20 protein-coding genes are annotated in these 24124 nt (G+C 62.4%); 14 read left to right on the forward strand and 6 right to left on the reverse strand.

From position 1 onward, the window contains the following. Positions 1–18: 18 nt before the first annotated feature. Positions 19–1521 (forward strand): nucleobase:cation symporter-2 family protein, encoded by a 1503-nt coding sequence (locus tag ATH90_RS08500; protein WP_034102715.1) that lies wholly within the window; start codon positions 19–21, stop codon positions 1519–1521. Positions 1522–1576: 55 nt separating this feature from the next. On the opposite strand, the gene ATH90_RS08505 is transcribed toward ATH90_RS08500, so the two are convergent. Together ATH90_RS08505 and ATH90_RS08510 are read right to left on the reverse strand one after the other, a co-directional pair. Further along, a complete protein-coding gene (locus ATH90_RS08505) occupies positions 1577–2509 on the reverse strand; it encodes a proline iminopeptidase-family hydrolase (protein ID WP_098466067.1) in 933 nt (310 codons plus the stop codon). A 94-nt stretch (positions 2510–2603) separates the two neighbouring features. Next, positions 2604–3368 carry a LuxR family transcriptional regulator gene (locus ATH90_RS08510; protein ID WP_034102616.1) on the reverse strand — a complete coding sequence of 255 codons (765 nt, stop codon included), beginning with the start codon at positions 3366–3368 and terminating at the stop codon, positions 2604–2606. 183 nt (positions 3369–3551) lie between these two features. Between ATH90_RS08510 and ATH90_RS08515 the strand changes: the two genes are divergently transcribed. From ATH90_RS08515 to ATH90_RS08540, 6 genes are read left to right on the forward strand one after another with little or no spacing between them, the layout of a single operon-like run. Further along, positions 3552–4439 (forward strand): proline iminopeptidase-family hydrolase, encoded by an 888-nt coding sequence (locus ATH90_RS08515; RefSeq protein ID WP_034102618.1) that lies wholly within the window; start codon positions 3552–3554, stop codon positions 4437–4439. Between the two features lie 3 nt (positions 4440–4442). Continuing rightward, positions 4443–5390, forward strand: a complete 948-nt coding sequence (locus ATH90_RS08520) for an ABC transporter permease (RefSeq protein ID WP_012722919.1) — start codon at positions 4443–4445, stop codon at positions 5388–5390. Then, on the forward strand, positions 5387–6244 hold the full coding sequence (locus ATH90_RS08525) for an ABC transporter permease (RefSeq protein ID WP_098466068.1): 858 nt from the start codon (positions 5387–5389) through the stop codon (positions 6242–6244). Before ATH90_RS08520 ends, ATH90_RS08525 begins: the two co-directional genes overlap by 4 nt. Then, a complete protein-coding gene (locus ATH90_RS08530; protein ID WP_098466069.1) occupies positions 6241–7197 on the forward strand; it encodes an ABC transporter ATP-binding protein in 957 nt (318 codons plus the stop codon). The genes ATH90_RS08525 and ATH90_RS08530 overlap by 4 nt, the downstream gene beginning before the upstream one ends. Next, complete coding sequence (locus ATH90_RS08535; protein WP_069022422.1) at positions 7194–8165, forward strand: ABC transporter ATP-binding protein; 972 nt, start codon at positions 7194–7196, stop codon at positions 8163–8165. Before ATH90_RS08530 ends, ATH90_RS08535 begins: the two co-directional genes overlap by 4 nt. 32 nt (positions 8166–8197) lie before the next feature. Then, complete coding sequence (locus tag ATH90_RS08540) at positions 8198–9712, forward strand: ABC transporter substrate-binding protein (protein WP_034102625.1); 1515 nt, start codon at positions 8198–8200, stop codon at positions 9710–9712. Positions 9713–9786: 74 nt separating this feature from the next. On the opposite strand, the gene ATH90_RS08545 is transcribed toward ATH90_RS08540, so the two are convergent. The 4 genes from ATH90_RS08545 to ATH90_RS08560 form a co-directional block, all read right to left on the reverse strand. Continuing rightward, complete coding sequence (locus ATH90_RS08545; protein ID WP_034102626.1) at positions 9787–10527, reverse strand: YciK family oxidoreductase; 741 nt, start codon at positions 10525–10527, stop codon at positions 9787–9789. 91 nt (positions 10528–10618) lie between these two features. Further along, on the reverse strand, positions 10619–11290 hold the full coding sequence (mupP, locus tag ATH90_RS08550) for an N-acetylmuramic acid 6-phosphate phosphatase MupP (protein ID WP_034102628.1): 672 nt from the start codon (positions 11288–11290) through the stop codon (positions 10619–10621). Positions 11291–11294: 4 nt separating this feature from the next. Then, positions 11295–11993, reverse strand: coding sequence for a bifunctional 2-polyprenyl-6-hydroxyphenol methylase/3-demethylubiquinol 3-O-methyltransferase UbiG (gene ubiG, locus ATH90_RS08555; RefSeq protein ID WP_034102630.1), 699 nt, complete (start codon positions 11991–11993; stop codon positions 11295–11297). A 64-nt stretch (positions 11994–12057) separates the two neighbouring features. Then, positions 12058–13389, reverse strand: a complete 1332-nt coding sequence (locus ATH90_RS08560; protein ID WP_069022426.1) for a TRZ/ATZ family hydrolase — start codon at positions 13387–13389, stop codon at positions 12058–12060. Positions 13390–13497: 108 nt separating this feature from the next. Here ATH90_RS08560 and mtnA point away from each other — a divergent pair, with 108 nt between their 5' ends. The 7 genes from mtnA to cmk all read left to right on the forward strand — a co-directional run bounded on the left by mtnA (position 13498) and on the right by cmk (position 24118). Beyond that, positions 13498–14568, forward strand: coding sequence for an S-methyl-5-thioribose-1-phosphate isomerase (gene mtnA / locus ATH90_RS08565; RefSeq protein ID WP_069022428.1), 1071 nt, complete (start codon positions 13498–13500; stop codon positions 14566–14568). A 425-nt stretch (positions 14569–14993) separates the two neighbouring features. Further along, positions 14994–17648 carry a DNA gyrase subunit A gene (gene gyrA / locus ATH90_RS08570; protein ID WP_010211963.1) on the forward strand — a complete coding sequence of 885 codons (2655 nt, stop codon included), beginning with the start codon at positions 14994–14996 and terminating at the stop codon, positions 17646–17648. A gap of 243 nt (positions 17649–17891) precedes the next feature. Next, a complete protein-coding gene (gene serC / locus ATH90_RS08575) occupies positions 17892–18977 on the forward strand; it encodes a 3-phosphoserine/phosphohydroxythreonine transaminase (protein WP_034102635.1) in 1086 nt (361 codons plus the stop codon). Then, positions 18977–20071 carry a prephenate dehydratase gene (gene pheA / locus ATH90_RS08580; protein WP_003172650.1) on the forward strand — a complete coding sequence of 365 codons (1095 nt, stop codon included), beginning with the start codon at positions 18977–18979 and terminating at the stop codon, positions 20069–20071. Before serC ends, pheA begins: the two co-directional genes overlap by 1 nt. A gap of 9 nt (positions 20072–20080) precedes the next feature. Beyond that, positions 20081–21193 carry a histidinol-phosphate transaminase gene (gene hisC, locus ATH90_RS08585; RefSeq protein ID WP_069022430.1) on the forward strand — a complete coding sequence of 371 codons (1113 nt, stop codon included), beginning with the start codon at positions 20081–20083 and terminating at the stop codon, positions 21191–21193. Between the two features lie 28 nt (positions 21194–21221). Beyond that, a complete protein-coding gene (locus ATH90_RS08590; protein WP_244906011.1) occupies positions 21222–23432 on the forward strand; it encodes a bifunctional prephenate dehydrogenase/3-phosphoshikimate 1-carboxyvinyltransferase in 2211 nt (736 codons plus the stop codon). Further along, positions 23429–24118: a (d)CMP kinase gene (cmk, locus tag ATH90_RS08595; RefSeq protein ID WP_034102642.1), complete on the forward strand. Its 690-nt coding sequence runs from the start codon at positions 23429–23431 to the stop codon at positions 24116–24118. Before ATH90_RS08590 ends, cmk begins: the two co-directional genes overlap by 4 nt. Positions 24119–24124: the final 6 nt, after the last annotated feature.

Raw genomic sequence — 24124 nt, forward strand, 5'->3', positions numbered from 1 at the left:
AACAGAGAACCCCTCACCATGACTATCCCGAAGGCGTCACCGCAGCGGCCAGAAGATGAGAATCTCGGCGTCGCCGCCAACATGGCTTACGGCCTGCAACATGTGCTCACCATGTACGGCGGCATCGTCGCGGTACCGTTGATCGTCGGCCAGGCGGCCGGTTTGTCGCCGGCGGATATCGGCCTGTTGATCGCCGCGTCGTTGTTTGCCGGCGGCCTGGCCACGCTGCTGCAGACCCTGGGCCTGCCGTTTTTTGGTTGTCAGTTGCCGCTGGTGCAGGGTGTCTCGTTTGCGGGCGTGGCAACCATGGTGGCGATTGTCGGCAGTGATGGCGCGGGCGGCGTGCCGGCGATTCTCGGGGCGGTGATGGCCGCGTCGTTTATCGGGCTATTGATCACTCCGGTGTTTTCGCGGATCACCAAGTTTTTCCCGCCGCTGGTGACCGGGATTGTGATCACCACCATCGGCTTGACCTTGATGCCGGTTGCGGCGCGCTGGGCCATGGGCGGCAACAGCCGCGCGGCCGATTTTGGCAGCATGTCCAACATCGGCCTGGCGGCGTTGACGCTGGTGCTGGTATTGCTGCTGAGCAAGATCGGCAGTGCGACCATTTCGCGCTTGTCGATCCTGCTGGCGATGGTGATCGGCACCGTGATTGCGGTGTTCCTCGGCATGGCCGACTTCTCCGGCGTCACACAGGGGCCGATGTTCGGTTTCCCCACACCGTTCCATTTCGGCATGCCGACCTTCCATGTGGCGGCGATCATTTCCATGTGCATCGTGGTCATGGTGACACTGGTCGAGACCTCGGCGGATATCCTGGCCGTGGGTGAAATCATCGACACCAAGGTCGACTCCAAACGCTTGGGTAACGGCCTGCGCGCCGACATGCTGTCGAGCATGTTTGCGCCGATCTTCGGTTCATTCACCCAAAGCGCCTTCGCCCAGAATGTCGGCCTGGTGGCGGTTACCGGCGTGAAGAGCCGCTTCGTGGTGGCCACGGGCGGGCTGTTCCTGGTGATCCTCGGCTTGTTGCCCTTCATGGGGCGCGTCATCGCGGCGGTGCCCACCTCGGTGCTGGGCGGCGCCGGGATCGTGCTGTTCGGCACTGTGGCAGCCAGTGGCATCCGCACCTTGTCGAAGGTGGATTACCGCAACAACATGAACCTGATCATCGTCGCTACCTCCATCGGGTTTGGCATGATCCCGATTGCTGCACCGAGCTTCTACGATCACTTCCCGTCCTGGTTCGCGACCATCTTCCACTCGGGGATCAGCTCGTCGGCGATCATGGCGATCCTGCTGAACCTGGCGTTCAACCATTTCACCGCCGGCAATTCGGACCAGCAATCGGTGTTTGTCGCGGGGACCGAGCGCAGCCTGTGCTTCCGTGATGTGTCGGAACTGCGTGATGGGGATTATTTCAAAGGCGGCAAGTTGTTTGACGCCGAGGGACGCGAGATTCCGCTGGTGGCGGATGCGCCCAGGAAAACATCCAAGCCTGAGACCTCGCAGGCCTGAAGCCGAAAGGGGGGGGGCTTAATGTGGGAGCCGGCAAGCCAGCTCCCACATTGACTCAGCCAGCCTTGAGTTCCTTGTAATGCGCTGAGCACACCTCATCCAGAAACTTCACTACCGTCCCCATGCACGCCTGGCGTTCTTCCACGTGGGGCATGTGGCTGGAGTCTTCAAACAGTGCCCAGCGCACATCCGCGATTTCATCCAGGAACGGCTTGACCACCAGCGGCGTGGCTTCGTCGTGGCGGCCGGAGATCACGAGGGTCGGCACCTTGATCGCCGACAGTCGGCCAATGGATGTCCAGTCTTTCAAGCTGCCGATCACGTGGAATTCGGTCGGGCCGCTCATGGCGTGATACACCGTCGGGTCCGCATCGACCTGGGCGAAGGTGCGTGCCACCTCTTCCGGCCACGGGATGACCCGGCACACGTGATGGTCATAGAACACCCGCGACGCGGTGAGGTATTCCGGGTCTTTATAGGTGCCGGCGGCTTCATGTTTGAGCAGGGTTTCATGCACGCCTTCCGGTAGCAACTGGCGCAGGCGGTTGGCTTCGCTGACCCAGGTGCGCATGCACGTCGGCGAGTTGGCAGGGATGAAGGCGCGCAGGCCCTTGGGTTGCAGGATCGCGTGTTCACTGCCGAGCATGCCGCCCCAGGACTGGCCGAGGATCGCGTAGTTATCGCTGATCTGCAGGTGGTCCAGCAGGTTGTTGAGCTCTTCGAGGAACAGGCCGACGGTCCAGAACGACGCGTCTTTGTCGGGCAGATGGGTGGAGCGGCCGTTGCCCAACTGGTCGTAGTGGATCACGGCGTGGCCGCTGGCCGCGACGTCCTTGAACGCGTCGACATAATCATGGGTGCATCCGGGGCCGCCGTGGATAACCACCAGGGGGGTGCGGCCGCTGGAGAGGTCACCGGTGACGCGGTACCAGGTTTGGTAGGCGCCAAACGCCGCATACCCTTCGCGGATTTTTTCGATGAATTCCATTTCGTACCCTGCTCTGAAAAAAAAGGACCAGGGACACGATAATGCGTGAGGGACATTTAAGTAACTAGCAAAACAGCTAGGTTTTGCCGGGTGGTCAATCGTCGAGCAAGCGGTAATGAGTGGCACGAACCACGGCCTGTACGCGGTTCTTGGCGCCCAACTTGTGCATCGCCGACGCCAGGTGCAGGGTGACCACGGCGAGTGAGCGGCTCAATTGCGTGGCGATTTCGGCGGCCGTCAGGCCGTCGGCGGCCCACTTGAGGCACTCGCGTTCGCGTTTAGTCAGGTGAATATGCGGGTAAGTGCGTAGCTCTTTGCTGAACAGCGGGTAGGCTGCTTCCTGCAAGGCGTGGGAAATCAGGCTGAAATCCGACAAGGTCTGCTGCGCATCCTGCAACACACTGCGGGCCTTGCCGGTACGCAAGCCGGTCAGCGAGGCGAAACCGCCGCGGGGCAGGTGGATCGGCACGCTGACGCCGCAGGTCAGTTGCTGGTCGTGCAGGTAGGATGAAACCGGCGCATGGCAGGGGTCGATGATCTTTTGCAGGGGGGTATCGACCTTGACGTCGTAGGACCACACGAAGGGCGACACCGTACTCAGCGCCACGTGTTGCACCGGGTCGATCTGGTAGAACCCTTCTCTGCACCACAAGGTGTGCCAGTCGGACGGGGTGTTGCGCAGTTCCAGCACCGAAGGCGTGATCAACGCACCATCCTGGTCGATCGGCACCGGGGTGTAGTCATACACCAGTGCATCGAAGCCCAACTGCTGGGCGAGGATAAAGGTGTTGTCCATCTGTTCATCCAGGCTCCTGCCCGGCATCAGACGGTGATTTAAGGCAGTCAGCTTGGCCAGCATCCGTTCTGCTCCCGAATTCATTTGAATCTCGACTTGCTGCAAGTAGAATGCCACGCCCCGGCGAAGGACTGCCAGGCCAAACCTATAAGAAATGCTAGGTTATGGACGCGCGGCATCCTCGGTAGTGTTGGCCTGAGCAACGGCCGCTACCTGCCAGGCCGACACTACACAAGGAATGTATGCATGTGGCGTGAAATTGCCCCCGACCAGCAGTACAACGTGCAAGTCGACGGCCATAACCTCGTGGTCTACAGCTTCGGCGAAGGCGATGAGGTGCTGCTGTGCCTCAACGGCGGGCCGGGCCTGCCGTGCGACTACTTGCGCGACGCCCATGGCTGGCTCAAGGACCATAACCTGCGAGTGGTTGCATTCGACCAGCTTGGCACGGGCGCATCAGCCAGACCCACCGACGTTTCCCTGTGGGAAATCGGCCGTTATGTCGAAGAAGTCGAAACCGTCCGCCAAGCCCTGGGCCTGGGCCGCGTGCATTTGCTCGGGCATTCCTGGGGCGGCTGGCTCGGTATCGAATACGCCATCCATTACCCCGACGCCCTGAAAAGCCTGATCCTCGAAAACACCGTCGGCGACATTCCCCACCTGTCCCAGGAGCTGGAACGCCTGCGCGGCGCCCTCGGCAGCGAAACCGTGGCGATGATGCAGCGCCACGAGGCCCTGGGCACCCTGGACCACCCGCAGTACCAGGCCGCGATTACCTTGCTCAACTACCGCCACGTGTGCCGCCTCGATGAGTGGCCCGAGCCGGTCAAGCGATCTCTGGGCGACTGGAACATGGGGCCCTACGAAACCATGCAGGGCCCCAACGAATTCCTCTACATCGGCAACCTCAAGGACTGGAACCGCATCCCCGAGATGGCCGAATTCAAGATGCCGATCCTGATCACCACCGGTCAGCACGACGAACTCACCCCGGCCTGTGCCCTGCGCATGAAGCTTGCCGCCCGGCACGCTGAATTGCATGTATTCCCCAACAGCAGCCATATGCCCTTTTATGAGGAACCCCAGGCGTATTTCCCGGTGCTGTTGGACTTTCTCGCTCGTCATCGAGGCTGACGGATGAACCTGGCGCGTTATCGCTTTGTGCTCTCCCGGCCGCTGCAATTGCTGCCAGTGCTGTTTGGCATCAGCCTGATCACCTTTGTGCTGGTGCGCTCGATTCCCGGCGACCCGGCGCGCGCCTTGCTGGGCTCGCGCAGCACGCCCGACGCCTTGCTGAAGATCCGCGCCCAGTACGGCCTCGACCAGCCGTTGTGGCTGCAATATTTCTACTTCCTCAAGAACCTGCTCAAGGGCGACCTCGGCCAATCGCTGCTGTACAAAGTCGACGCCCTCAAGCTGATCGTTACCCGCATCGAGCCCACGCTGGTATTGGTGCTGGGCAGCGTGGTGCTGGCGCTGCTGATCGCGGTGCCGTTGGCGACCTTGGCCGCACGCAATAAAGGCGGCTGGGCCGATAACCTGATCCGCGTGTTCACCACGGTCGGCCTGGGCATGCCGGCGTTCTGGCTGGGCTTGATGCTGATCCTGTTGCTGAGTGTGCAATGGGGGTTGTTTCCGGTGTCTGGTTACGGTCGCACCTGGCTGGACAAGGCGCACCACATGGTTTTGCCGTGCCTGACGATTGCCCTGGCGTTGTCGGCCGTGCTGGTACGCAACCTGCGGGCGAGCATGTTGATGGAGTTGCAGGCTGACCATGTGACTGCCGCCCGCGCCCGTGGGCTGTCAGAAGCCGCGGTGTTCCGTCGCCACGTGCTGCCCAATTCCCTGGTGCCGGCGGTCAACCTGCTGGCGGTGAATATCGGCTGGCTGATCAGCGGCACGGTGGTGATCGAAAGCCTGTTCGCCATCCCCGGCATCGGCCAGTTGCTGGTGCGCGGCATTTTCACCCGCGACTACATGGTGGTGCAGGGCGTGGCCATGGTGCTGGCCTGCGCGACGGTGGTAGTCAACTTCATCGCCGACGTGGTGACGGTGGCCCTCGACCCACGGGTGAAGATGCAATGAGCAGCCGCCCATTAATTGCCCCGTGGCGCTTGCGCCTGCGTTTCGGTTTTCGCAATGGCCGGTTGACCGCCGCGTGGGGCCTGTTGATTCTGCTGGTGTGGTTGGTGCTTGCGCTGTGTGCACCCTGGATCGCACCCTATGACCCGATCGCGCAGAACACCGATTTCAGTTTGCTCGGCCCCAGCCTGGCACATCCGTTTGGTACGGATAACTATGGCCGGGATATCCTTTCGAGGGTGATCTGGGGCGCGCGCATTGACCTGCAGTTGGCCATCGTCGGCGTGATTTTTCCGTTCATGATCGGCACCTTCGTCGGCGCCGTCTCCGGCTATATCGGCGGGCGCTTCGACAGTTTCTGCATGCGTGTGATCGATGTGATCCTGGCGTTCCCGTTCCTGGTGCTGATGCTGGCGATCATGGCCATCCTCGGCCCAGGCCTTAAAAGCTTCTACATCGCCATGGCCCTGGTGGGCTGGGTGTCGTATGCGCGGCTGATCCGCTCGCAGATCCTGGTGCTCAAGGAAAGCGAGTTCGCCCTGGCCGCCAAGAGCCTGGGCTTTGGCCATGGGCGCATTCTGTTCCGGCATCTGCTGCCCAACGCGATGTTCGGTTCGATTGTGTTTTCCATGTCTGACGCGGTGCTGGTCCTGCTCAATGGCGCCGCCGTCAGCTACCTGGGCCTGGGCGTGCAACCGCCGACTGCCGAATGGGGCACGATGGTGGCCGAGGGGCAGGCCTTTATCACCACGGCCTGGTGGATCTGCATTTTCCCGGGGTTGGCCATCGTGACCTTGGCCATGGGCTTCAGCCTGTTGGCTGATGGTGTGGCGCAAGTGTTGGGGGATCGCTCATGAGCCTGCTGCAAGTGCGCGACCTCAGCGTGATCGCCAACAACAGCGGGCGTGACGTGACCCTGGTGGACCGGGTGTCCTTCGATTTGGCCGAGGGTGAAATCCTTGGCCTGGTGGGCGAGAGCGGCTCGGGCAAGACCATGGCTTGTCGCGGCTTGATGCGCCTGCTGCCATCGCCCAGCCTGCGCGTGCAGGGTGGCACGGTGCGGCTGGCCGGCCAGGACCTGTTGTCACTGGATGACGCTGGCATGCGGGCCGTGCGTGGCGGCAAGCTGGGCATGATCTTCCAGAACCCCAGCAGCCACCTCGACCCGTTGATGCGTATCGGCGAGCAGATTGCCGAGGGGATTCGCCTGCATCAAGGCGCCTCAAAGAAAGACGCGCGCCTGCAGGCCATCGAGGTGCTGCGCCAGGTGGGAATCCCCGATCCCCAGGCGCGGGTCGACAATTACCCCCACGAGTTTTCCGGTGGCATGCGCCAGCGGGCGATGATCGCCGTAGCCCTGGGGTGCAACCCGAAGGTACTGATCGCCGACGAGCCGACCACGGCCCTGGATGTGACGGTGCAAGCGCAGATCCTGCGCTTGCTGCTGGACCTGCGTGATCAACGCGGCCTGTCGATCATCATGATTACCCACGACCTCGGCGTGGTCGCGCAAACCTGCGACGCCATCGCCGTGATGTACGCCGGGCGCCTGTGCGAGCACGGCAGCAAATACGACCTGTTGGCTCGGCCACAGCACCCGTACACCGCCGGCTTGATCGACTGCCAGCCAGCCCACAGCAGCGGCCACGCCTTGCTGCGCACGATCCCTGGGCAGCCGCCGTTGCTGGACGCATTGCCCGCCGGGTGCCGGTTCAATCCGCGCTGCCCGCAGGCGGGGGCCTTGTGCACCGAGGTGCTGCCGCAAGGTTCGCGCGTCGCCTGTCATTACCCGTTGGGAGTGCAGCCATGAGCCTGTTGCAGATCAAAGACCTTGAGGTGAAGTTTGCCGCCTCCGGCACCGGCCTGTTCGGTTTGAACAAGCAGTGGGTGAGGGCGGTGAACGGTGTATCGCTGGAGCTGGCGGCAGGCCAGACCCTGGGGTTGGTCGGTGAGTCTGGCAGCGGCAAAAGCACCCTCGGCCGCGCCATCCTGCACCTGAACCCGATCAGCGCCGGGCAGGTGTTGTTCGATGGCATCGACATGGCCCACGGCAGCGCTATCGACATCGCTCGCCTGCGCCAGGAAACCGCGATGATCTTCCAGGACCCGTATGCGGCGCTGAACCCGCGCCACACCATCGGCGAAACCCTCGCCGAAGTGCTGCGTGTGCAGCGCAAGGTCGCGCCAGGGCAGATTCCAGCACGCGTGAATCAACTGCTCGAGCTGGTCGGCCTGCGCCCCGAACTGGCCAGCCGCAAACCCGGCTCCCTCAGCGGCGGGCAATGCCAGCGAGTCGGAATAGCCCGGGCGCTGGCGGTGGAGCCACGCCTGATCATCGCCGACGAATGCGTGGCGGCGCTGGATGTGTCGATCCAGGGGCAGATCATCAACCTGCTGCTGGCGCTGCAGCAGCGCATGAACCTGGCGATCCTGTTCATTGCCCATGACCTCGCCATTGTGCGTCGCCTGTGCGACCGCGTGGCGGTGATGTACCTGGGCAAGATCGTCGAGGAAGGTCCGGTGGAGGCGGTCTTTACGGCACCACGCCATCCGTACACGGCGGCGCTGATCCAGGCGATTCCCGAGATTGACCCGCATCGGCCATTACCGACGCAGCCCTTGCCGGGTGAGCCACCCAGCCCGCTGAATTTGCCGACGGGCTGCGCCTTTCATCCGCGTTGCCGGCATGCCCGCTCCATGTGTTCCGTGGTGTTGCCGCCGACGCATTACCTGCACGAGCATCGGTACAGTTGCGTGCTTGAAGAACCTTTGCTTTAACCCTCTGCCATTCATTAACAAGGAGTTGTGATATGCAATCGCGCCACTTGAAGTTGCTCGCCGCCGCGACATTGACCGCCTGGTCGCTGACCGCTGGTTTCGCCCAGGCCGCCGGTGTCCTGACCATCGGCTGCCGTGAAGACAGCACCACGTTCGACCCGATCAAAAGCGCGCAAAACCGCGACACCTGGGTGTTCGCCAACGTCTACGACACCCTGGTGCGCGTCGACAACCTGGGCACCAAGATGGAACCGGGCCTGGCCGAAAGCTGGGACATCTCCAAGGACGGCCTGACCTACACCTTCAAACTGCGCGATGCGAAGTTCTCCGACGGTTCGGCGATCACCGCCGACGATGCGGCGTTCAGCCTGTTGCGCATCCGCGACAACAAGGCCTCGCTGTGGGCAGACCCCTTCAACCTGATCAACACGGCCAAGGCAGCGGACCCGAAAACCCTGGTGGTCACCCTGAAGACCCCGGCCGTGGCTTTCCTCTCGCAACTGGCGTCGCCGACTGTGTCGATCCTGTCGGAAAAAGCCATGACCAAGATGGGCGAAGACGCCTACTCGGAAAATCCGGTGACCTCCGGCGCGTTTACCGTGGACGAGTGGCGCAAGGGCGATCGGGTGATCCTCAAGAAAAACCCGAACTTCTGGCAGGCCAAGAACGTGAGCCTCGATGGCGTGGAGTGGGTCTCCGTCACCGACGACAACACGCGCATGCGCATGGTGCAGAACAACGAGCTGGACACGGCGATCTTCGTACCGTTCTCGCGGGTTGAAGAGCTGAAGAAAGACAAGAACGTGGTGATCCACGCCGACCCGTCCACCCGCGAAGACCACCTGCTGATCAACCACGACCACGGGCTGCTGGCCAAGCCGGAAGTGCGCCAGGCGCTGGACATGGCCATCGACAAGCAATCGCTGGTAAAGACCGCCACTTACGGTCAAGGCACTGTGGCCTATTCCTACATTCCAAAGGGCTCGCTGTACCACTACGCCAACAACCTGCAACGCCCGTATGACCCGACCGCCGCCAAGAAACTGCTGGAGCAGGCCGGTGCCAAGGACTTGAAGCTCAACTACGTGGTCAACGCCGGCAACGAAGCCGACGAGCAGATCGCGGTGATTATCAAGGACCAACTGGCCAAGGTCGGCGTGACCGCCAACCTGCAAAAGGTCGACCCGACCCAGAGCTGGCAGATGCTGGTGGACGGTGAGTACGATATTTCGGTGATGTACTGGACCAACGACATCCTCGACCCGGACCAGAAGACCACCTTCGTGCTGGGCCATGACACCAACCAGAACTACATGACCCGCTACAAGAACGACAAGGTCAAGGAATTGGTAGCCGCGGCACGGATCGAAGCAGACCCGGCCAAGCGTGAGCAGATGTACGTGGAACTGCAGAAACTGGCGAAACAGGATGTGAACTGGATCGACTTGTACTACAGCCCGTACATTAATATTTCACGCAAGAACGTGAGCAACTTCCTGCAAAACCCACTGGGGCGCTTCACCCTCGAGGAAGTGGTGAAAAACTAAACCCCAGGTACATCGAACATCAACTGTGGGAGCTGGCAAGCCAGCGCCCACAGTTGCGCTGCGGTGTTTCAGGTTTATTGCGCGTCAAATGCCTGCCCGTTGATCCCGGCACTGTCCGGCCCCATCAGGTACAGGTACACCGGCATGATCTCTTCCGGCGCAGGCCTTTCCATCGGGTTTTCCCCCGGATACGCCTGGGCGCGCATGCTGGTGCGCGTGCCGCCTGGATTGATGCTGTTGGACCGTACCGCCGCCACATCCTCGAGCTCGTCCGCCAGGGTTTGCATCAAGCCTTCAGTGGCAAACTTCGACACGCCATACGCTCCCCAATACGCCCGACCCTTGCGCCCGACACTGCTGGAGGTGAACACCACCGAGGCGTCCTGGGACAGCTTGAGCAGCGGCAGCAGGGTGCTCGTCAGCATGAACATCGCGTTGACGTTCACGTGCATGACCCGCATGAAGTTCTCGCCGGACAACTGCTCGAGCGGTGTGCGTGGGCCGATGATCGACGCGTTGTGCAGCAGCCCGTCGAGGTGGCCGAATTCCTTTTCGATCATCGCAGCCAGCTCATCGTATTGATGGGGCAGGGCGGTCTCCAGGTTGAAAGGGATCACCACCGGTTGCGGTTGGCCCGCCGCTTCGATCTCGTCATACACCTGGGCCAGGTTGGCTTCGGTCTTGCCCAGCAACAATACGGTCGCGCCATGGGCGGCGTAGGTTTTTGCCGCCGCCGCGCCAATCCCGCGCCCGGCGCCGGTCACCAGGATGATTCGGCCTTTGAGCAGGTCTGGACGTGCGGAGTAATCAAACATAAATAGCCTCGACAAAATTCAAGGTTATACAGCTCTCAATGTGGAATCCAATTCCCACATTGACCTCAGTGTTTGCAGGGGCGGCAACCCATCAGCAACTGCACAGTGCGTTATCCAGCACCTTGCGCAATTCCAGCGGGTGATCCACCACCACATCGGCGCCCCAATGGCGCGGGTTGTCGTCCGGGTGGATATAGCCGTAGGTAACCGCTGCGGTGCGGGTGCCGGCGTCGCGGCCGGACTCGATATCGCGCAGGTCATCGCCCACGAACAGCACGCTGGCCGGGTCCAGGTCGAGCATCTTGCACGCCAGGATCATTGGCTCCGGGTCCGGCTTGCTGTTTTTCACGTGGTCGGGGCAGATCAGCAGCGCCGAACGCTCGGCCAGGCCCAGTTGCTGCATGATCGGTTCGGCAAAGCGCAGTGGTTTGTTGGTGACCACGCCCCAGATCAGCTTGGCTTTCTCGATGTCTTCCAGCAGCTCGGCCATGCCGTCGAACAGCCGGCTGTGGACCGCGCAGCCCTTGAGGTAGCGCTCGAGGAATTCCTGGCGCAGTTCTTCAAAACCTGGGGATTCCGGGTCCATCGAGAAGGTCACGGCGACCATCGCCCGTGCGCCACCGGAGATCTCATCGCGGATATGCTCAGGGTTGATCGGGGCCAGGCCGCGGTCGGCGCGCATCGCCTGGCAGATGGCGATAAAGTCCGGCGCGGTGTCCAGCAGGGTACCGTCCATGTCGAAGAGAACCGCTCGCAACTTCACAGGCTCACTCCTCGCGCAGGGTTTGGATCATGTAGTTGACGTCAACATCGTTGGCCAGCTTGTAGTGCTTGGTCAGCGGGTTGTAGGTTAGGCCAATGATGTCCTTGACGGTCAGGCCGGCCTGGCGGCTCCAGGCGCCCAGCTCGGATGGGCGGATGAATTTCTTGAAGTCGTGGGTGCCGCGCGGCAGCAACTTCATGATGTATTCGGCGCCGATGATCGCGAACAGGTAGGCCTTGGGGTTGCGGTTGATGGTGGAGAAGAACACCTGGCCGCCCGGCTTGACCATGCGGAAGCAGGCACGGATGACCGAGGATGGGTCCGGCACGTGTTCGAGCATTTCCAGGCAGGTGACCACATCGAACTGCTCGGGCAGCTCTTCGGCCAGGGCTTCGGCGGTGATCTGGCGGTACTCCACGCTCACGCCGGATTCCAGTTGGTGCAACTGGGCCACGGCCAACGGTGCTTCGCCCATGTCGATGCCCATCACGGTCGCGCCGCGCTGGGCCATGGCTTCGCTGAGGATGCCGCCGCCGCAACCGACGTCCAGCACTTTCTTGCCAGCCAGGTTGACGCGCTCGTCAATCCAGTTGACCCGCAGCGGGTTGATGTCGTGCAGGGGCTTGAACTCGCTCTCGCGGTCCCACCAGCGGTGAGCCAGGGCTTCGAATTTGGCGATTTCGGCGTGGTCGACGTTGCTCATGGTGAATCCTCTAAATCTGATAAATCGGTTTGTCAGTCCTGAACGCCAGGGTTCAAGACCGGCGTTATTCGCTGTGCCCGCTGATCCGTTGACCCCAGGCAATGGCCGTCTCGGTCAACTGGTGTTCATCCATGCGGGTCAATTGCCGGTCGTCGAGCAGTTGCTTGCCGGCGACCCAAAGGTGTTTCACGCAATCGCGTCCGGTGGCATATATAAGTTGTGAGACCGGATCGTAGATCGGTTGTTGCGCCAGCCCCGACAGATCGAAGGCGACGATATCCGCCGCCTTGCCAACTTCCAGCGAGCCAATCTCGCTTTCCAGTCCCATGGCCCGCGCGCCGTTGAGCGTCGCCATGCGCAGCGCCCGATGGGCATCCAGCGCAGTGGCCGAGCCGGCGACAGCCTTGGCCAGCATCGCTGCGGTGCGGGTTTCGCCCAGCAGGTCGAGGTCATTGTTACTGGCGGCGCCATCGGTGCCGATGGCCACGTTAACGCCAGCCTGCCACAGACGCTCCACCGGGCAAAAGCCGCTGGCCAGTTTCAGGTTCGATTCCGGGCAATGGATGACGCTGGTGTTGCTTTCTACCAGCAAAGCCAGGTCGTCCTCGCTGATTTGGGTCATATGAACGGCCTGGAAGCGCGGCCCCAGCAGCCCGAGGCGACCCAGGCGCGCCAGTGGGCGCTCGCCGGTCTGCTCGACGGCTTGCTGCACCTCGAAGGCGGTTTCATGGACATGCATGTGGATCGCGGCGTCCAGCTCTTCGGCGATCACCCGGATTTTTTCCAGGTTGCCGTCGCACACCGTGTAGGGCGCGTGGGGGCCGAAGGTGATCTTGATGCGCGGGTGGTGCTTGAGGTCGCCGAACAGTTCGATGCCCTGGCGCAGCGCCTCATCGGGCGTGCTGGCGCCGGGAATCGGGAAGTCGAGGATCGGGATGGCGATCTGCGCGCGCATGCCGCTGTTGTGCACGCAATCGCTGGCGACCTTGGGGAAGAAATACATGTCGGAGAAACAGGTAATGCCGCCCTTGAGCTGTTCGGCGATGGCCAGGTCGGTGCCGTCGCGCACGAAGGCTTCATCGACCCATTTGGCCTCGGCGGGCCAGATGTGTTTTTCCAGCCAGGTCATCAGCGGCAGGTCGTCGGCCAGGCCACGAAACAGGCTCATCGCCGCGTGCCCGTGGGCGTTGATCAGGCCGGGGCTGAGCAGCATGCCCGGCAGCTCGCGCACGTCGGTGGCCGACAGCTTCAACGCCGCTGCCCGTGGCCCGATAAAGGCAATGCGCCCATCGCGAATGCCCAGGCCATGCTCCTTGAGCACCACGCCGGCGGGTTCGACAGGCACCAGCCAGGTTGGCAGCAGCAACAGGTCGAGCGGGGCGGCAGTGGAGGTCATCGCAGGCTTCTTCCCAGGCAGCTATAAAAGAAGGGCGAAGTATACCCGAGCGTCCTGGCTGGCGGATCGCTATAATCGGCGGCTTTGTTCATGAGTGCGGAGTAAGGGATGCGCGATCGACTGTTGGCAGCGGAGAAGGTGAAGGCCATCGATTGGCGTGATGGCGCGCTGTACCTGCTCGATCAGCGTGCCCTGCCGTCCCGGGAAAGCTGGGTGGCCTGTGTGACGGTCGATGACGTGGCGGCGGCCATCCGTTCGATGGTGGTGCGCGGGGCACCGGCCATTGGCATCAGCGCCGCGTACGGCCTGGTGCTGTCTGCCCGCGAGCGGATCGCCGAGGGCGGTGACTGGCAGGCCGCCTGGGAGGAAGACTACGCACTGTTAGCCGATACCCGTCCCACTGCGTCGAACCTGTTCTGGGCGCTGAAGCGCATGCGCGACCGGCTCGACCGCGTCAAGAAGCACGCGGACCCGCTGTCGGTGCTGGAAGCCGAGGCGATTGCGATCCACGAAAGTGATCGCGAAGCCAACCTGACCATGGCGCAGCTGGGCGTCGAACTGATCCGCAAGCACCAGGGCAACGCCCAGGCCATCCTCACCCATGGCAATGCAGGCGCCTTGGCGACCGGCGGCGTCGGTACGGCACTGGGGGTGATTCGCGCGGCCTACCTGGAAGGCATGGTCGAGCAGGTGTACGCCAATGAAACCCGGCCGTGGCTGCAAGGTTCGCGGCTGACTGCCTGGGAGCTGGCGGGCGAGGGCATCCCGGTGACGGTGAATGCCGACTCGGCCGGCGCGCACATCCTCAAGACCAAGGGCGTGACCTGGGTGATCGTCGGCGCCGATTGCATTGCCGCCAATGGTGATGTGATCGGCAAGATCGGCACCTACCAGTTGGCGGTGTGCGCCATGCACCACGGTGTGCGTTTCATGGTGGTGGCGCCGAGCTCTACCCTGGACATGATGATCGCCACCGGCGATGACGTCGCCCTGGAAGAGCGCGATGCCGGTGAGTTGCTGGACGTGCCGGGGCAGCGCCTTGAGGTGGCGGCGTTCAACCCGGTATTCGATGTCACGCCGGCTGACCTGATTGATGTGATCGTCACCGAAAAAGGCGTTGTCGAGCGGCCGGATACGGCCAAGCTGGCCAAGTTGATGTGCCGCAAGCGCTTGCATTGAGGGGCTTGGCGCTTGTGACATTACTATCGCAGGCAAGCCAACGCCCACACTTGGATGTGTGAACACTGTCCAAGTGTGGGGGCTGGCTCGCCCGCGATTGGCCATTTAAGTCAATAAAAACCTTGGATCCACGCCCGAAAAATAGCACCACCCCACTTCTGAGCCCCTCTCGTCGCCCTCAAGCCTGTCATCCGTCAACTTACTATGCTCCATGCGCATCAGGGGGATAGGTGCGTGGCGGCGATTGTGATAACATCCGGCGGTTTCCAGGGTTGCCCCGAGGGGTGGCCTATAACGTGCAGATCCGTGTCATAACTCGTTGATTTGTCGTAAGTCGTTGTCAGGCACTTTGCCGGCAGCGGCGAGCTTCGTTCGTCCCATATGGATGTGACGAGGTTTCACCCGAAAAAGGAATCAGGCTTCTCATGGGCGAACTGGCCAAAGAAATCCTCCCGGTCAATATCGAAGACGAGCTGAAACAGTCCTACCTCGACTACGCGATGAGCGTAATTGTCGGTCGGGCACTGCCTGATGCGCGCGATGGCTTGAAGCCCGTGCACCGGCGTGTGCTGTTCGCGATGAGCGAGCTGGGTAACGACTGGAACAAGCCGTACAAGAAATCTGCCCGTGTTGTCGGTGACGTGATCGGTAAGTATCACCCTCACGGCGACACTGCGGTGTACGACACCATCGTTCGGATGGCCCAGCCGTTTTCCCTGCGCTACCTGCTGGTAGACGGCCAGGGCAACTTCGGTTCGGTCGACGGCGACAACGCCGCGGCCATGCGATACACCGAAGTGCGCATGACCAAGCTGGCGCACGAGCTGCTGGCCGACCTGCACAAAGAAACCGTGGACTGGGTGCCGAACTACGACGGCACCGAAATGATCCCGGCCGTCATGCCGACCAAGATCCCCAACCTGCTGGTCAACGGTTCCAGCGGTATCGCCGTGGGCATGGCGACCAACATCCCGCCGCACAACCTCGGTGAAGTCATCGACGGTTGCCTGGCCCTCATCGACAACCCCGAGCTGACGGTCGATGAGCTGATGCAATACATCCCCGGTCCGGACTTCCCGACCGCCGCGATCATCAACGGTCGCGCCGGCATCATCGAAGCCTACCGCACCGGTCGCGGCCGCATTTACATGCGCGCCCGCTCGATCATCGAAGACATCGACAAGGTCGGTGGCCGCCAACAGATCGTCATCACCGAGCTCCCGTACCAGCTGAACAAGGCGCGTCTGATCGAGAAGATCGCCGAGCTGGTCAAGGAGAAGAAGCTCGAAGGCATCACCGAGCTGCGCGACGAGTCCGACAAAGACGGCATGCGCGTGGTGATCGAGCTGCGTCGTGGCGAAGTGCCCGAGGTGATCCTCAACAACCTCTACGCCCAGACCCAGCTGCAAAGCGTGTTTGGTATCAACGTGGTTGCACTGATCGACGGCCGCCCGCGCATCCTGAACCTCAAGGACCTGCTGGAAGCCTTCGTGCGTCACCGCCGCGAAGTGGTCACCCGCCGCACCGTGTTCGAACTGCGCAAGGCCCGCGAGCGCGGCCATATCCTGGAAGGCCAGGCGGTTGCGCTGTCGAACATCGACCCGGTGATCGCCCTCATCAAGGCGTCGCCTACCCCGTCGGAAGCCAAAGAGGCGCTGATCAGCACCCCTTGGGAATCCAGCGCCGTGGTGGCCATGGTTGAACGTGCTGGCGCCGACTCGTGCCGTCCGGAGACCCTGGACCCACAATACGGTCTGCGCGAAGGCAAGTACTTCCTGTCGCCGGAACAGGCCCAGGCCATCCTGGAACTGCGCCTGCACCGCCTCACCGGCCTGGAGCACGAGAAGCTGCTGGCCGAGTACCAGGAGATCCTCAACCAGATCGGCGAGTTGATCCGCATCCTCAGCAGCGCCGTGCGCCTGATGGAAGTGATCCGCGAAGAACTGGAAGTGATCCGCGCCGAGTACGGCGACGTGCGCCGCACCGAGATCCTCGATGCGCGCCTCGACCTGACCCTGGGTGACATGATCCCGGAAGAAGAGCGTGTGGTGACCATCTCCCACGGTGGCTACGCCAAGACCCAGCCCCTGGCTGCGTACCAGGCCCAGCGTCGTGGTGGTAAAGGTAAATCGGCTACTGGCGTGAAGGATGAGGACTACATCGCTCACCTGCTGGTCGCCAACAGCCACACCACGCTGCTGCTGTTCTCCAGCAAAGGCAAGGTGTACTGGCTGAAAACCTACGAAATCCCGGAAGCGTCCCGTGCCGCCCGTGGTCGTCCGCTGGTCAACCTGCTGCCGCTGGACAGTGATGAATACATCACCACCATGCTGCCGGTCGAGGAATACACCGAAGGTCACTTCATCTTCATGGCCACCGCCAAAGGCACCGTGAAGAAGACCCCGCTGGAATCCTTCAGTCGTCAGCGCAGCGTGGGCCTGATCGCCCTGGAGCTGGACGAAGGCGACGTGCTGATCTCCGCTGCCATTACCGATGGCGAGCGTGAAGTCATGCTGTTCTCCGACGGCGGCAAGGTCACGCGCTTCAAGGAATCCGACGTTCGCGCCATGGGCCGTACCGCTCGCGGTGTGCGCGGCATGCGCCTGCCAGAAGGGCAGAAGCTGATTTCGATGCTGATCCCGGAAGAAGGCAGCCAGATCCTCACCGCTTCCGAACGCGGTTATGGCAAGCGCACCGCCATCAGCGAGTTCCCGGAGTACAAGCGTGGCGGCCAGGGCGTTATTGCCATGGTCAGCAACGACCGCAATGGCCGTCTGGTCGGCGCGGTCCAGGTGCTCGATGGCGAGGAGATCATGCTGATTTCCGACCAGGGCACTTTGGTGCGTACCCGTGTGGCTGAAGTGTCGAGCCTGGGCCGTAACACCCAGGGCGTGACGCTGATCAAGCTGGCCAAGGACGAGAAGCTGGTCGGCCTGGAGCGTGTCCAGGAGCCGTCGGAAGTCGAAGGCGAAGAGCTGGAAGGCGAGGAATTCGAAGGCGAGGTGATCGCAGCAGGCGATGACAACGTCGACGAGCCAACCCTCGACGCTGCCGCAGACGAAGAAGAACCGCAGGAATAAGCGGACACACAGGGGGCGGATGAAGATTCGCCCCCTTGTTGTTTGTCCCTTGTGAAATAACACGTCCTTTGGCTGGACGCGGTCAATGTGGGAGCTGGCTTGCCTGCGATGGCAGCGCCGCGGTATCACTGCGCTACCGAGGTGCCCTTATCGCAGGCAAGCCAGCTCCCACAAGGGTTCGCTCCAGAGAAAGGTTGTTGCCGAACATGATTGCAGCCCCACCAGATCAGAGTGAGATTGGATGTGAGCAAGAGAGCCTATAACTTCTGTGCCGGTCCCGCGGCGCTTCCTGAAGCAGTCCTGCAGCGCGCGCAGGGTGAACTCCTCGACTGGCATGGAAAAGGCCTCTCCGTGATGGAAATGAGCCATCGCAGCGATGAGTTCGTGTCCATTGCCACCAAGGCCGAGCAGGATCTGCGCGACTTGCTGGACATCCCATCCAACTACAAAGTGTTGTTCCTGCAAGGCGGCGCCAGCCAGCAGTTCGCCCAGCTGCCGCTGAACCTGCTGCCGGAAGACGGCACCGCCGACTACATCGACACCGGTATCTGGGGCCAGAAGGCCATTGAAGAGGCCTCCCGCTACGGCCACGTCAATGTGGCGGGCACCGCCAAGCCTTATGACTACTTCGCGATTCCAGGCCAGAACGAGTGGAAGCTGTCCAAGGACGCTGCCTACGTGCACTACGTCGCTAACGAAACCATCGGCGGCCTGGAATTCGACTGGGTACCGGAAGTGGGCGACGTGCCGCTGGTGTGCGACATGTCCTCGGACATCCTCTCGCGCCCGATCGACGTGTCCAAGTACGGCATGATCTACGCCGGCGCGCAGAAGAACATCGGCCCGAGCGGCATCCTGGTCAACATCATCCGCGAAGACCTGCTCGGTCGTGCCCGTTCGCTCTGCCCGACCATGCTCAACTACAAGGTCGCGGCCGATAACGGCTCGATGTACAACACCCCGCCGGCGTTCGCCTGGTACTTGTCCGGCCTGGTCTTCGAGTGGCTGAAAGAGCAGGGCGGCGTAGCGGCCATGGGCAAGCTGAACGAAGAGAAGAAGCGCACCCTGTACGACTTCATCGACGCCAGCGGCCTGTACAGCAACCCGATCAACCTGAGCGACCGCTCGTGGATGAACGTGCCGTTCCGCCTGGCTGACGATCGCCTGGACAAGCCATTCCTGGCCGGTGCCGACGAGCGCGGCCTGCTGAACCTCAAGGGCCATCGTTCGGTCGGTGGCATGCGCGCCTCCATCTACAACGCTGTCGACATCAACGCCATCAAGGCGCTGGTTGCCTACATGGCAGAGTTCGAAAAGGAACACGGCTAATGTCTGAGCAAGAACTCAAGGCCCTGCGTGTACGCATTGACAGCCTGGACGAGAAAGTCCTGGAGCTGATCAGTGAGCGCGCGCGGTGCGCCCAGGAAGTGGCACGGGTGAAAATGGCGTCCCTGGCGGAAGGCGAAGTGCCGGTGTTCTACCGCCCCGAGCGTGAAGCCCAGGTGCTCAAGCGCGTGATGGAACGCAACAAAGGCCCGTTGGGCAACGAAGAGATGGCGCGGTTGTTCCGTGAAATCATGTCCTCGTGCCTGGCCCTTGAGCAGCCGCTGAAAGTCGCCTATCTCGGCCCTGAAGGCACCTTCACCCAAGCGGCGGCCATGAAGCACTTCGGCCACGCGGTGATCAGCAAGCCCATGGCGGCGATCGATGAAGTGTTCCGTGAAGTCGCGGCCGGTGCGGTGAACTTTGGCGTGGTGCCGGTGGAAAACTCCACCGAAGGCGCGGTCAACCACACGCTGGACAGTTTCCTCGAACACGACATGGTGATCTGTGGCGAAGTCGAGCTGCGTATCCACCACCACCTGCTGGTGGGCGAGAACACCAAGACCGACAGCATCAGCCGCATCTACTCCCACGCCCAGTCCCTGGCCCAGTGCCGCAAGTGGCTGGATGCGCACTACCCGAATGTCGAGCGCGTGGCGGTCTCCAGCAACGCCGAGGCGGCCAAGCGGGTCAAGGGTGAGTGGAATTCGGCAGCCATCGCCGGTGACATGGCCGCGGGCCTTTACGGCCTGACGCGCCTGGCCGAGAAAATCGAGGATCGCCCGGACAACTCCACGCGCTTCCTGATGATCGGCAGCCAGGAAGTGCCGCCGACCGGCGACGACAAGACCTCGATCATCGTCTCCATGAGCAACAAGCCCGGCGCGCTGCATGAGCTGCTGGTGCCGTTCCACGATAACGGGATTGACCTGACGCGCATCGAGACACGTCCTTCGCGCAGCGGTAAGTGGACGTACGTGTTCTTTATCGACTTCATCGGCCACCACCGCGACCCGCTGGTCAAGGGTGTGCTCGAGAAAATCAGTCAGGAAGCCGTGGCACTCAAGGTGCTGGGCTCTTACCCGAAAGCGGTTTTGTGAGGCTTTAACATGAGTGGCAACTTCCTCGCCCTGGCCCAGCCGGGCGTGCAACAACTGTCGCCTTACGTTCCGGGCAAGCCTGTGGACGAGCTGGCGCGTGAGTTGAACCTGGATCCTTCCAAGATCGTCAAGTTGGCGAGTAACGAGAACCCGCTGGGCCCTAGCCCCAAAGTCTTGGCGGCGATCCGTGAGGAATTGGCCGAGCTGACCCGCTACCCCGATGGCAACGGCTTTGCGCTCAAGTCCCTGCTGGCGCACAAGTGCCGGGTCGAACTGAACCAGGTGACCTTGGGTAACGGCTCCAACGACATCCTTGAGCTGGTCGGTCGTGCCTACCTCGCGCCGGGCTTGAACGCGGTGTTCAGTGAGCACGCGTTTGCGGTCTATCCGATCGTGACCCAGGCTGTCGGCGCCGACGCGCGCGTCATTCCTGCGAAGGACTGGGGCCATGACCTGCCGGCCATGCTGGCGGCCATCGACGCACAGACCCGCGTGGTGTTTATCGCCAACCCGAACAACCCGACCGGCACCTGGTTCGATGCCCAGGCGTTGGACGACTTCCTGCAAGACGTGCCGGAGCACGTGCTGGTGGTGCTGGACGAGGCCTACATCGAGTATGCCGAGGGCAGCGACCTGCCGGACGGTCTCGATTTCCTGGCGGCGTACCCCAACTTGCTGGTCTCGCGCACCTTCTCCAAGGCGTATGGCCTGGCGTCGCTGCGCGTCGGCTATGGCCTGTCCACTGCGGTGGTCGCCGATGTGCTGAACCGCGTGCGCCAGCCGTTCAACGTCAACAGCCTCGCCCTGGCGGCAGCCTGTGCGGCGGTGAAGGATGCCGAGTACCTGGAAGAGGGCCGTCGCCTCAACGAAAGCGGCATGCTGCAGTTGCAGGACGGTTTCCGTGAGCTGGGCCTGGGCTGGATTCCGTCCAAGGGCAACTTCATCTGCGTCGACCTCGGCCAAGAGGCTGCCCCGGTATTCCAGGGCCTGTTGCGCGAAGGCGTGATCGTGCGTCCGGTGGCCAACTACGGCATGCCGAACCACCTGCGTATCACCATCGGTTTGCCGGCTGAAAACAGCCGCTTCCTGGAGGCGTTGGCCAAGGTCCTGGCTCGTGGTTGATGTCACTGCATTGCAACCTGCTGTGCCTATGATCGGTCGCCTGGTGGTGGTCGGCCTGGGGTTGATCGGCGGATCCTTCGCCAAAGGCCTGCGTGAAAGCGGGTTGTGTGGCGAAGTGGTTGGCGTGGACCTGGACCCGCAATCGCGCAAGTTGGCGGTTGAGTTGGGGGTGGTGGATCGCTGTGAGGCGGACCTGGCGCTCGCGTGCCAAGGCGCTGATGTGATCCAGCTGGCCGTGCCGATCCTGGCCATGGAGAAATTGCTGGCCGTGTTGGCGGGCATGGACCTGGGCCAGGCGATCCTGACGGATGTCGGCAGTGCCAAGGGCAATGTGGTGCGCGCGGCGCAACAGGCGTTTGGCGGTATGCCAGCGCGTTTCGTGCCGGGCCATCCGATCGCCGGTTCCGAGCAGAGCGGGGTGGAGGCGTCGAATGCGCAGCTGTTCCGTCGTCACAAAGTGATCCTGACACCGCTGGAGCAAACCGATCCGGCGGCCTTGGCGGTGGTGGATCGCCTGTGGCGTGAGCTGGGGGCGGATGTCGAGCACATGCAGGTTGAGCGTCACGACGAAGTGCTGGCCGCGACCAGCCATCTGCCGCATTTGCTGGCATTTGGCCTGGTGGATTCCCTGGCCAAGCGCAACGAGAACCTCGAGATTTTCCGTTACGCCGCCGGTGGCTTCCGCGACTTCACGCGGATTGCCGGCAGCGACCCGGTGATGTGGCACGACATCTTCCTCGCCAATCGCGAAGCGGTGTTGCGCACCCTGGACACCTTCCGCAGCGACCTCGACGCCTTGCGCGACGCGGTTGATGCCGGCGATGGCCATCAATTATTGGGCGTGTTCACCCGTGCGCGGGTGGCGCGTGAGCATTTCAGCAAGATCCTGGCGCGCCGGGCCTACATGGAAACTGCTGTGAACACCGATGACCTGACCTTCCTCGCCAACCCGGGCGGCCGCTTGAGCGGACACATGCGGGTGCCGGGCGACAAGTCGATCTCCCATCGGTCGATCATGCTGGGTTCGTTGGCCGAGGGCGTGACCGAGGTCGAGGGTTTCCTCGAAGGTGAAGACGCCCTGGCGACCTTGCAGGCGTTTCGCGACATGGGCGTGGTCATCGAAGGCCCGCACCATGGGCGCGTGACCATCCATGGCGTGGGCTTGCATGGCTTGAAGCCAGCGCCGGGGCCTATCTATCTCGGTAATTCGGGAACCTCCATGCGCCTGCTGTCGGGCCTGCTGGCCGCGCAGCGCTTCGACAGCGTGCTGACGGGCGACGCTTCGCTGTCCAAGCGCCCGATGAACCGCGTCGCCAAGCCGCTGCAGGAAATGGGCGCAGTGATCGAGACGGGGCCGCAAGGGCGCCCGCCGCTGACGATCCGTGGCGGCCAATCCTTGAAAGGCCTGACCTACGCCATGCCGATGGCCAGTGCCCAGGTCAAATCCTGCCTGTTGCTGGCGGGGTTGTATGCCGAGGGCAAGACTGCGGTGATCGAGCCTGCGCCGACCCGAGACCACACCGAGCGCATGTTGCGCGGTTTTGGTTATCCGGTCGCGGTGGAGGGGGCGACGGCTTCGCTGGAGTCGGGCCATACCTTGACCGCTACCCATATAGAGGTGCCAGGGGACATTTCCTCGTCGGCGTTCTTCCTGGTGGCCGCTTCGATCGCCGAGGGCTCCGAGTTGTTGCTGGAGCATGTAGGTGTCAATCCGACGCGTACGGGTGTCATCGATATCCTGCGCCTGATGGGGGCGGACATCACCCTGCAAAACCAGCGCGAAGTCGGCGGCGAGCCGGTTGCCGACCTACGGGTGCGCGCGGCGAAGCTGAAAGGGATCGACATTCCCGAAGCACTGGTGCCGTTGGCAATCGATGAGTTCCCGGTGCTGTTCATCGCAGCAGCCTGTGCCGAGGGGCGTACCGTGTTGCGAGGCGCACAAGAGCTGCGCGTGAAGGAATCCGACCGCATCCAGGTCATGGCCGACGGTCTGCTGGCGTTGGGCGTGAAGTGTGAACCAACCCCTGATGGGATTATCATTGACGGTGGCCTGATGGGCGGTGGTGAAGTCCATGCCCATGGCGATCACCGGATTGCCATGGCGTTCAGCGTTGCTTCCCTGCGGGCGGCGGTGCCGATTCGTATCCGTGACTGCGCCAATGTTGCTACGTCTTTTCCGAACTTTCTTACACTGTGTGCCCAAGTCGGCATCCGTGTTGCCCAAGAGGCTCAATTGTGAATATCAAAGCACCGGTGATTACCATCGACGGGCCAAGTGGCTCGGGCAAAGGCACGATCGCCGGCATCCTGGCCAAGCGCCTGGGCTGGTGCCTGCTGGATTCGGGCGCGTTGTACCGCTTGCTGGCGTTTGCCGCTCGCAACCATGGCGTCGACCTGACCAACGAAGAATCCCTGAAGCTGCTGGCAGCGCACCTCGACGTGCAGTTCGTCGGCGCGACGGAAGGTCATCCCCAGCGCATCATCCTCGAAGGGGACGATGTGACGGATGACCTGCGTAATGAACAAGTCGGCTCCTGGGCTTCCCAGGTTGCCGCGCTGCCGGCCGTGCGCGATGCGCTGCTGCAGCGTCAGCGGGCTTTCCAGGAGCCGCCGGGGCTGGTGGCCGATGGCCGTGACATGGGGACCGTGGTGTTTCCCGACGCGCCATTGAAGATTTTCCTGACCGCCAGCGCAGAGGAGCGAGCTCGCCGCCGTTACTTGCAGTTGAAGGGCAAAGTCGATGGTGTTAGTCTGTCGAGTCTGCTAGATGAGATCCGTGCACGCGATGAGCGTGATACCCAGCGCGCAGTAGCCCCGCTCAAGCCGGCGGCTGATGCCATACAGCTGGATTCCACGGAGCTGTCCATCGAGCAGGTGCTGGAACGCATCATGAGCGAGATCGCCATTCGCGATATCGCCGGGTGACCAAGA

Origin of the sequence: Pseudomonas lurida (assembly GCF_002563895.1) — a bacterium.
In the GTDB taxonomy this organism is placed as follows: domain Bacteria; phylum Pseudomonadota; class Gammaproteobacteria; order Pseudomonadales; family Pseudomonadaceae; genus Aquipseudomonas; species Aquipseudomonas lurida.

Bases quoted from the DNA above. Each gene is read 5' to 3' on its own strand.
- ATH90_RS08525 (WP_098466068.1), top strand. From the start codon at position 5,387: ATGAGCAGCCGCCCATTAATTGCCCCGTGGCGCTTGCGCCTGCGTTTC.
- hisC (WP_069022430.1), top strand. From the start codon at position 20,081: ATGAGTGGCAACTTCCTCGCCCTGGCCCAGCCGGGCGTGCAACAACTG.
- ATH90_RS08530 (WP_098466069.1), top strand. From the start codon at position 6,241: ATGAGCCTGCTGCAAGTGCGCGACCTCAGCGTGATCGCCAACAACAGC.
- ATH90_RS08515 (WP_034102618.1), top strand. From the start codon at position 3,552: ATGTGGCGTGAAATTGCCCCCGACCAGCAGTACAACGTGCAAGTCGAC.
- ATH90_RS08590 (WP_244906011.1), top strand. From the start codon at position 21,222: ATGATCGGTCGCCTGGTGGTGGTCGGCCTGGGGTTGATCGGCGGATCC.
- ATH90_RS08500 (WP_034102715.1), top strand. From the start codon at position 19: ATGACTATCCCGAAGGCGTCACCGCAGCGGCCAGAAGATGAGAATCTC.
- pheA (WP_003172650.1), top strand. From the start codon at position 18,977: ATGTCTGAGCAAGAACTCAAGGCCCTGCGTGTACGCATTGACAGCCTG.
- ATH90_RS08520 (WP_012722919.1), top strand. From the start codon at position 4,443: ATGAACCTGGCGCGTTATCGCTTTGTGCTCTCCCGGCCGCTGCAATTG.
- ATH90_RS08505 (WP_098466067.1), bottom strand. From the start codon at position 2,509: ATGGAATTCATCGAAAAAATCCGCGAAGGGTATGCGGCGTTTGGCGCC.
- mtnA (WP_069022428.1), top strand. From the start codon at position 13,498: ATGCGCGATCGACTGTTGGCAGCGGAGAAGGTGAAGGCCATCGATTGG.
- ATH90_RS08510 (WP_034102616.1), bottom strand. From the start codon at position 3,368: ATGCTGGCCAAGCTGACTGCCTTAAATCACCGTCTGATGCCGGGCAGG.
- ATH90_RS08540 (WP_034102625.1), top strand. From the start codon at position 8,198: ATGCAATCGCGCCACTTGAAGTTGCTCGCCGCCGCGACATTGACCGCC.
- ATH90_RS08545 (WP_034102626.1), bottom strand. From the start codon at position 10,527: ATGTTTGATTACTCCGCACGTCCAGACCTGCTCAAAGGCCGAATCATC.
- ATH90_RS08535 (WP_069022422.1), top strand. From the start codon at position 7,194: ATGAGCCTGTTGCAGATCAAAGACCTTGAGGTGAAGTTTGCCGCCTCC.
- ubiG (WP_034102630.1), bottom strand. From the start codon at position 11,993: ATGAGCAACGTCGACCACGCCGAAATCGCCAAATTCGAAGCCCTGGCT.
- ATH90_RS08560 (WP_069022426.1), bottom strand. From the start codon at position 13,389: ATGACCTCCACTGCCGCCCCGCTCGACCTGTTGCTGCTGCCAACCTGG.
- gyrA (WP_010211963.1), top strand. From the start codon at position 14,994: ATGGGCGAACTGGCCAAAGAAATCCTCCCGGTCAATATCGAAGACGAG.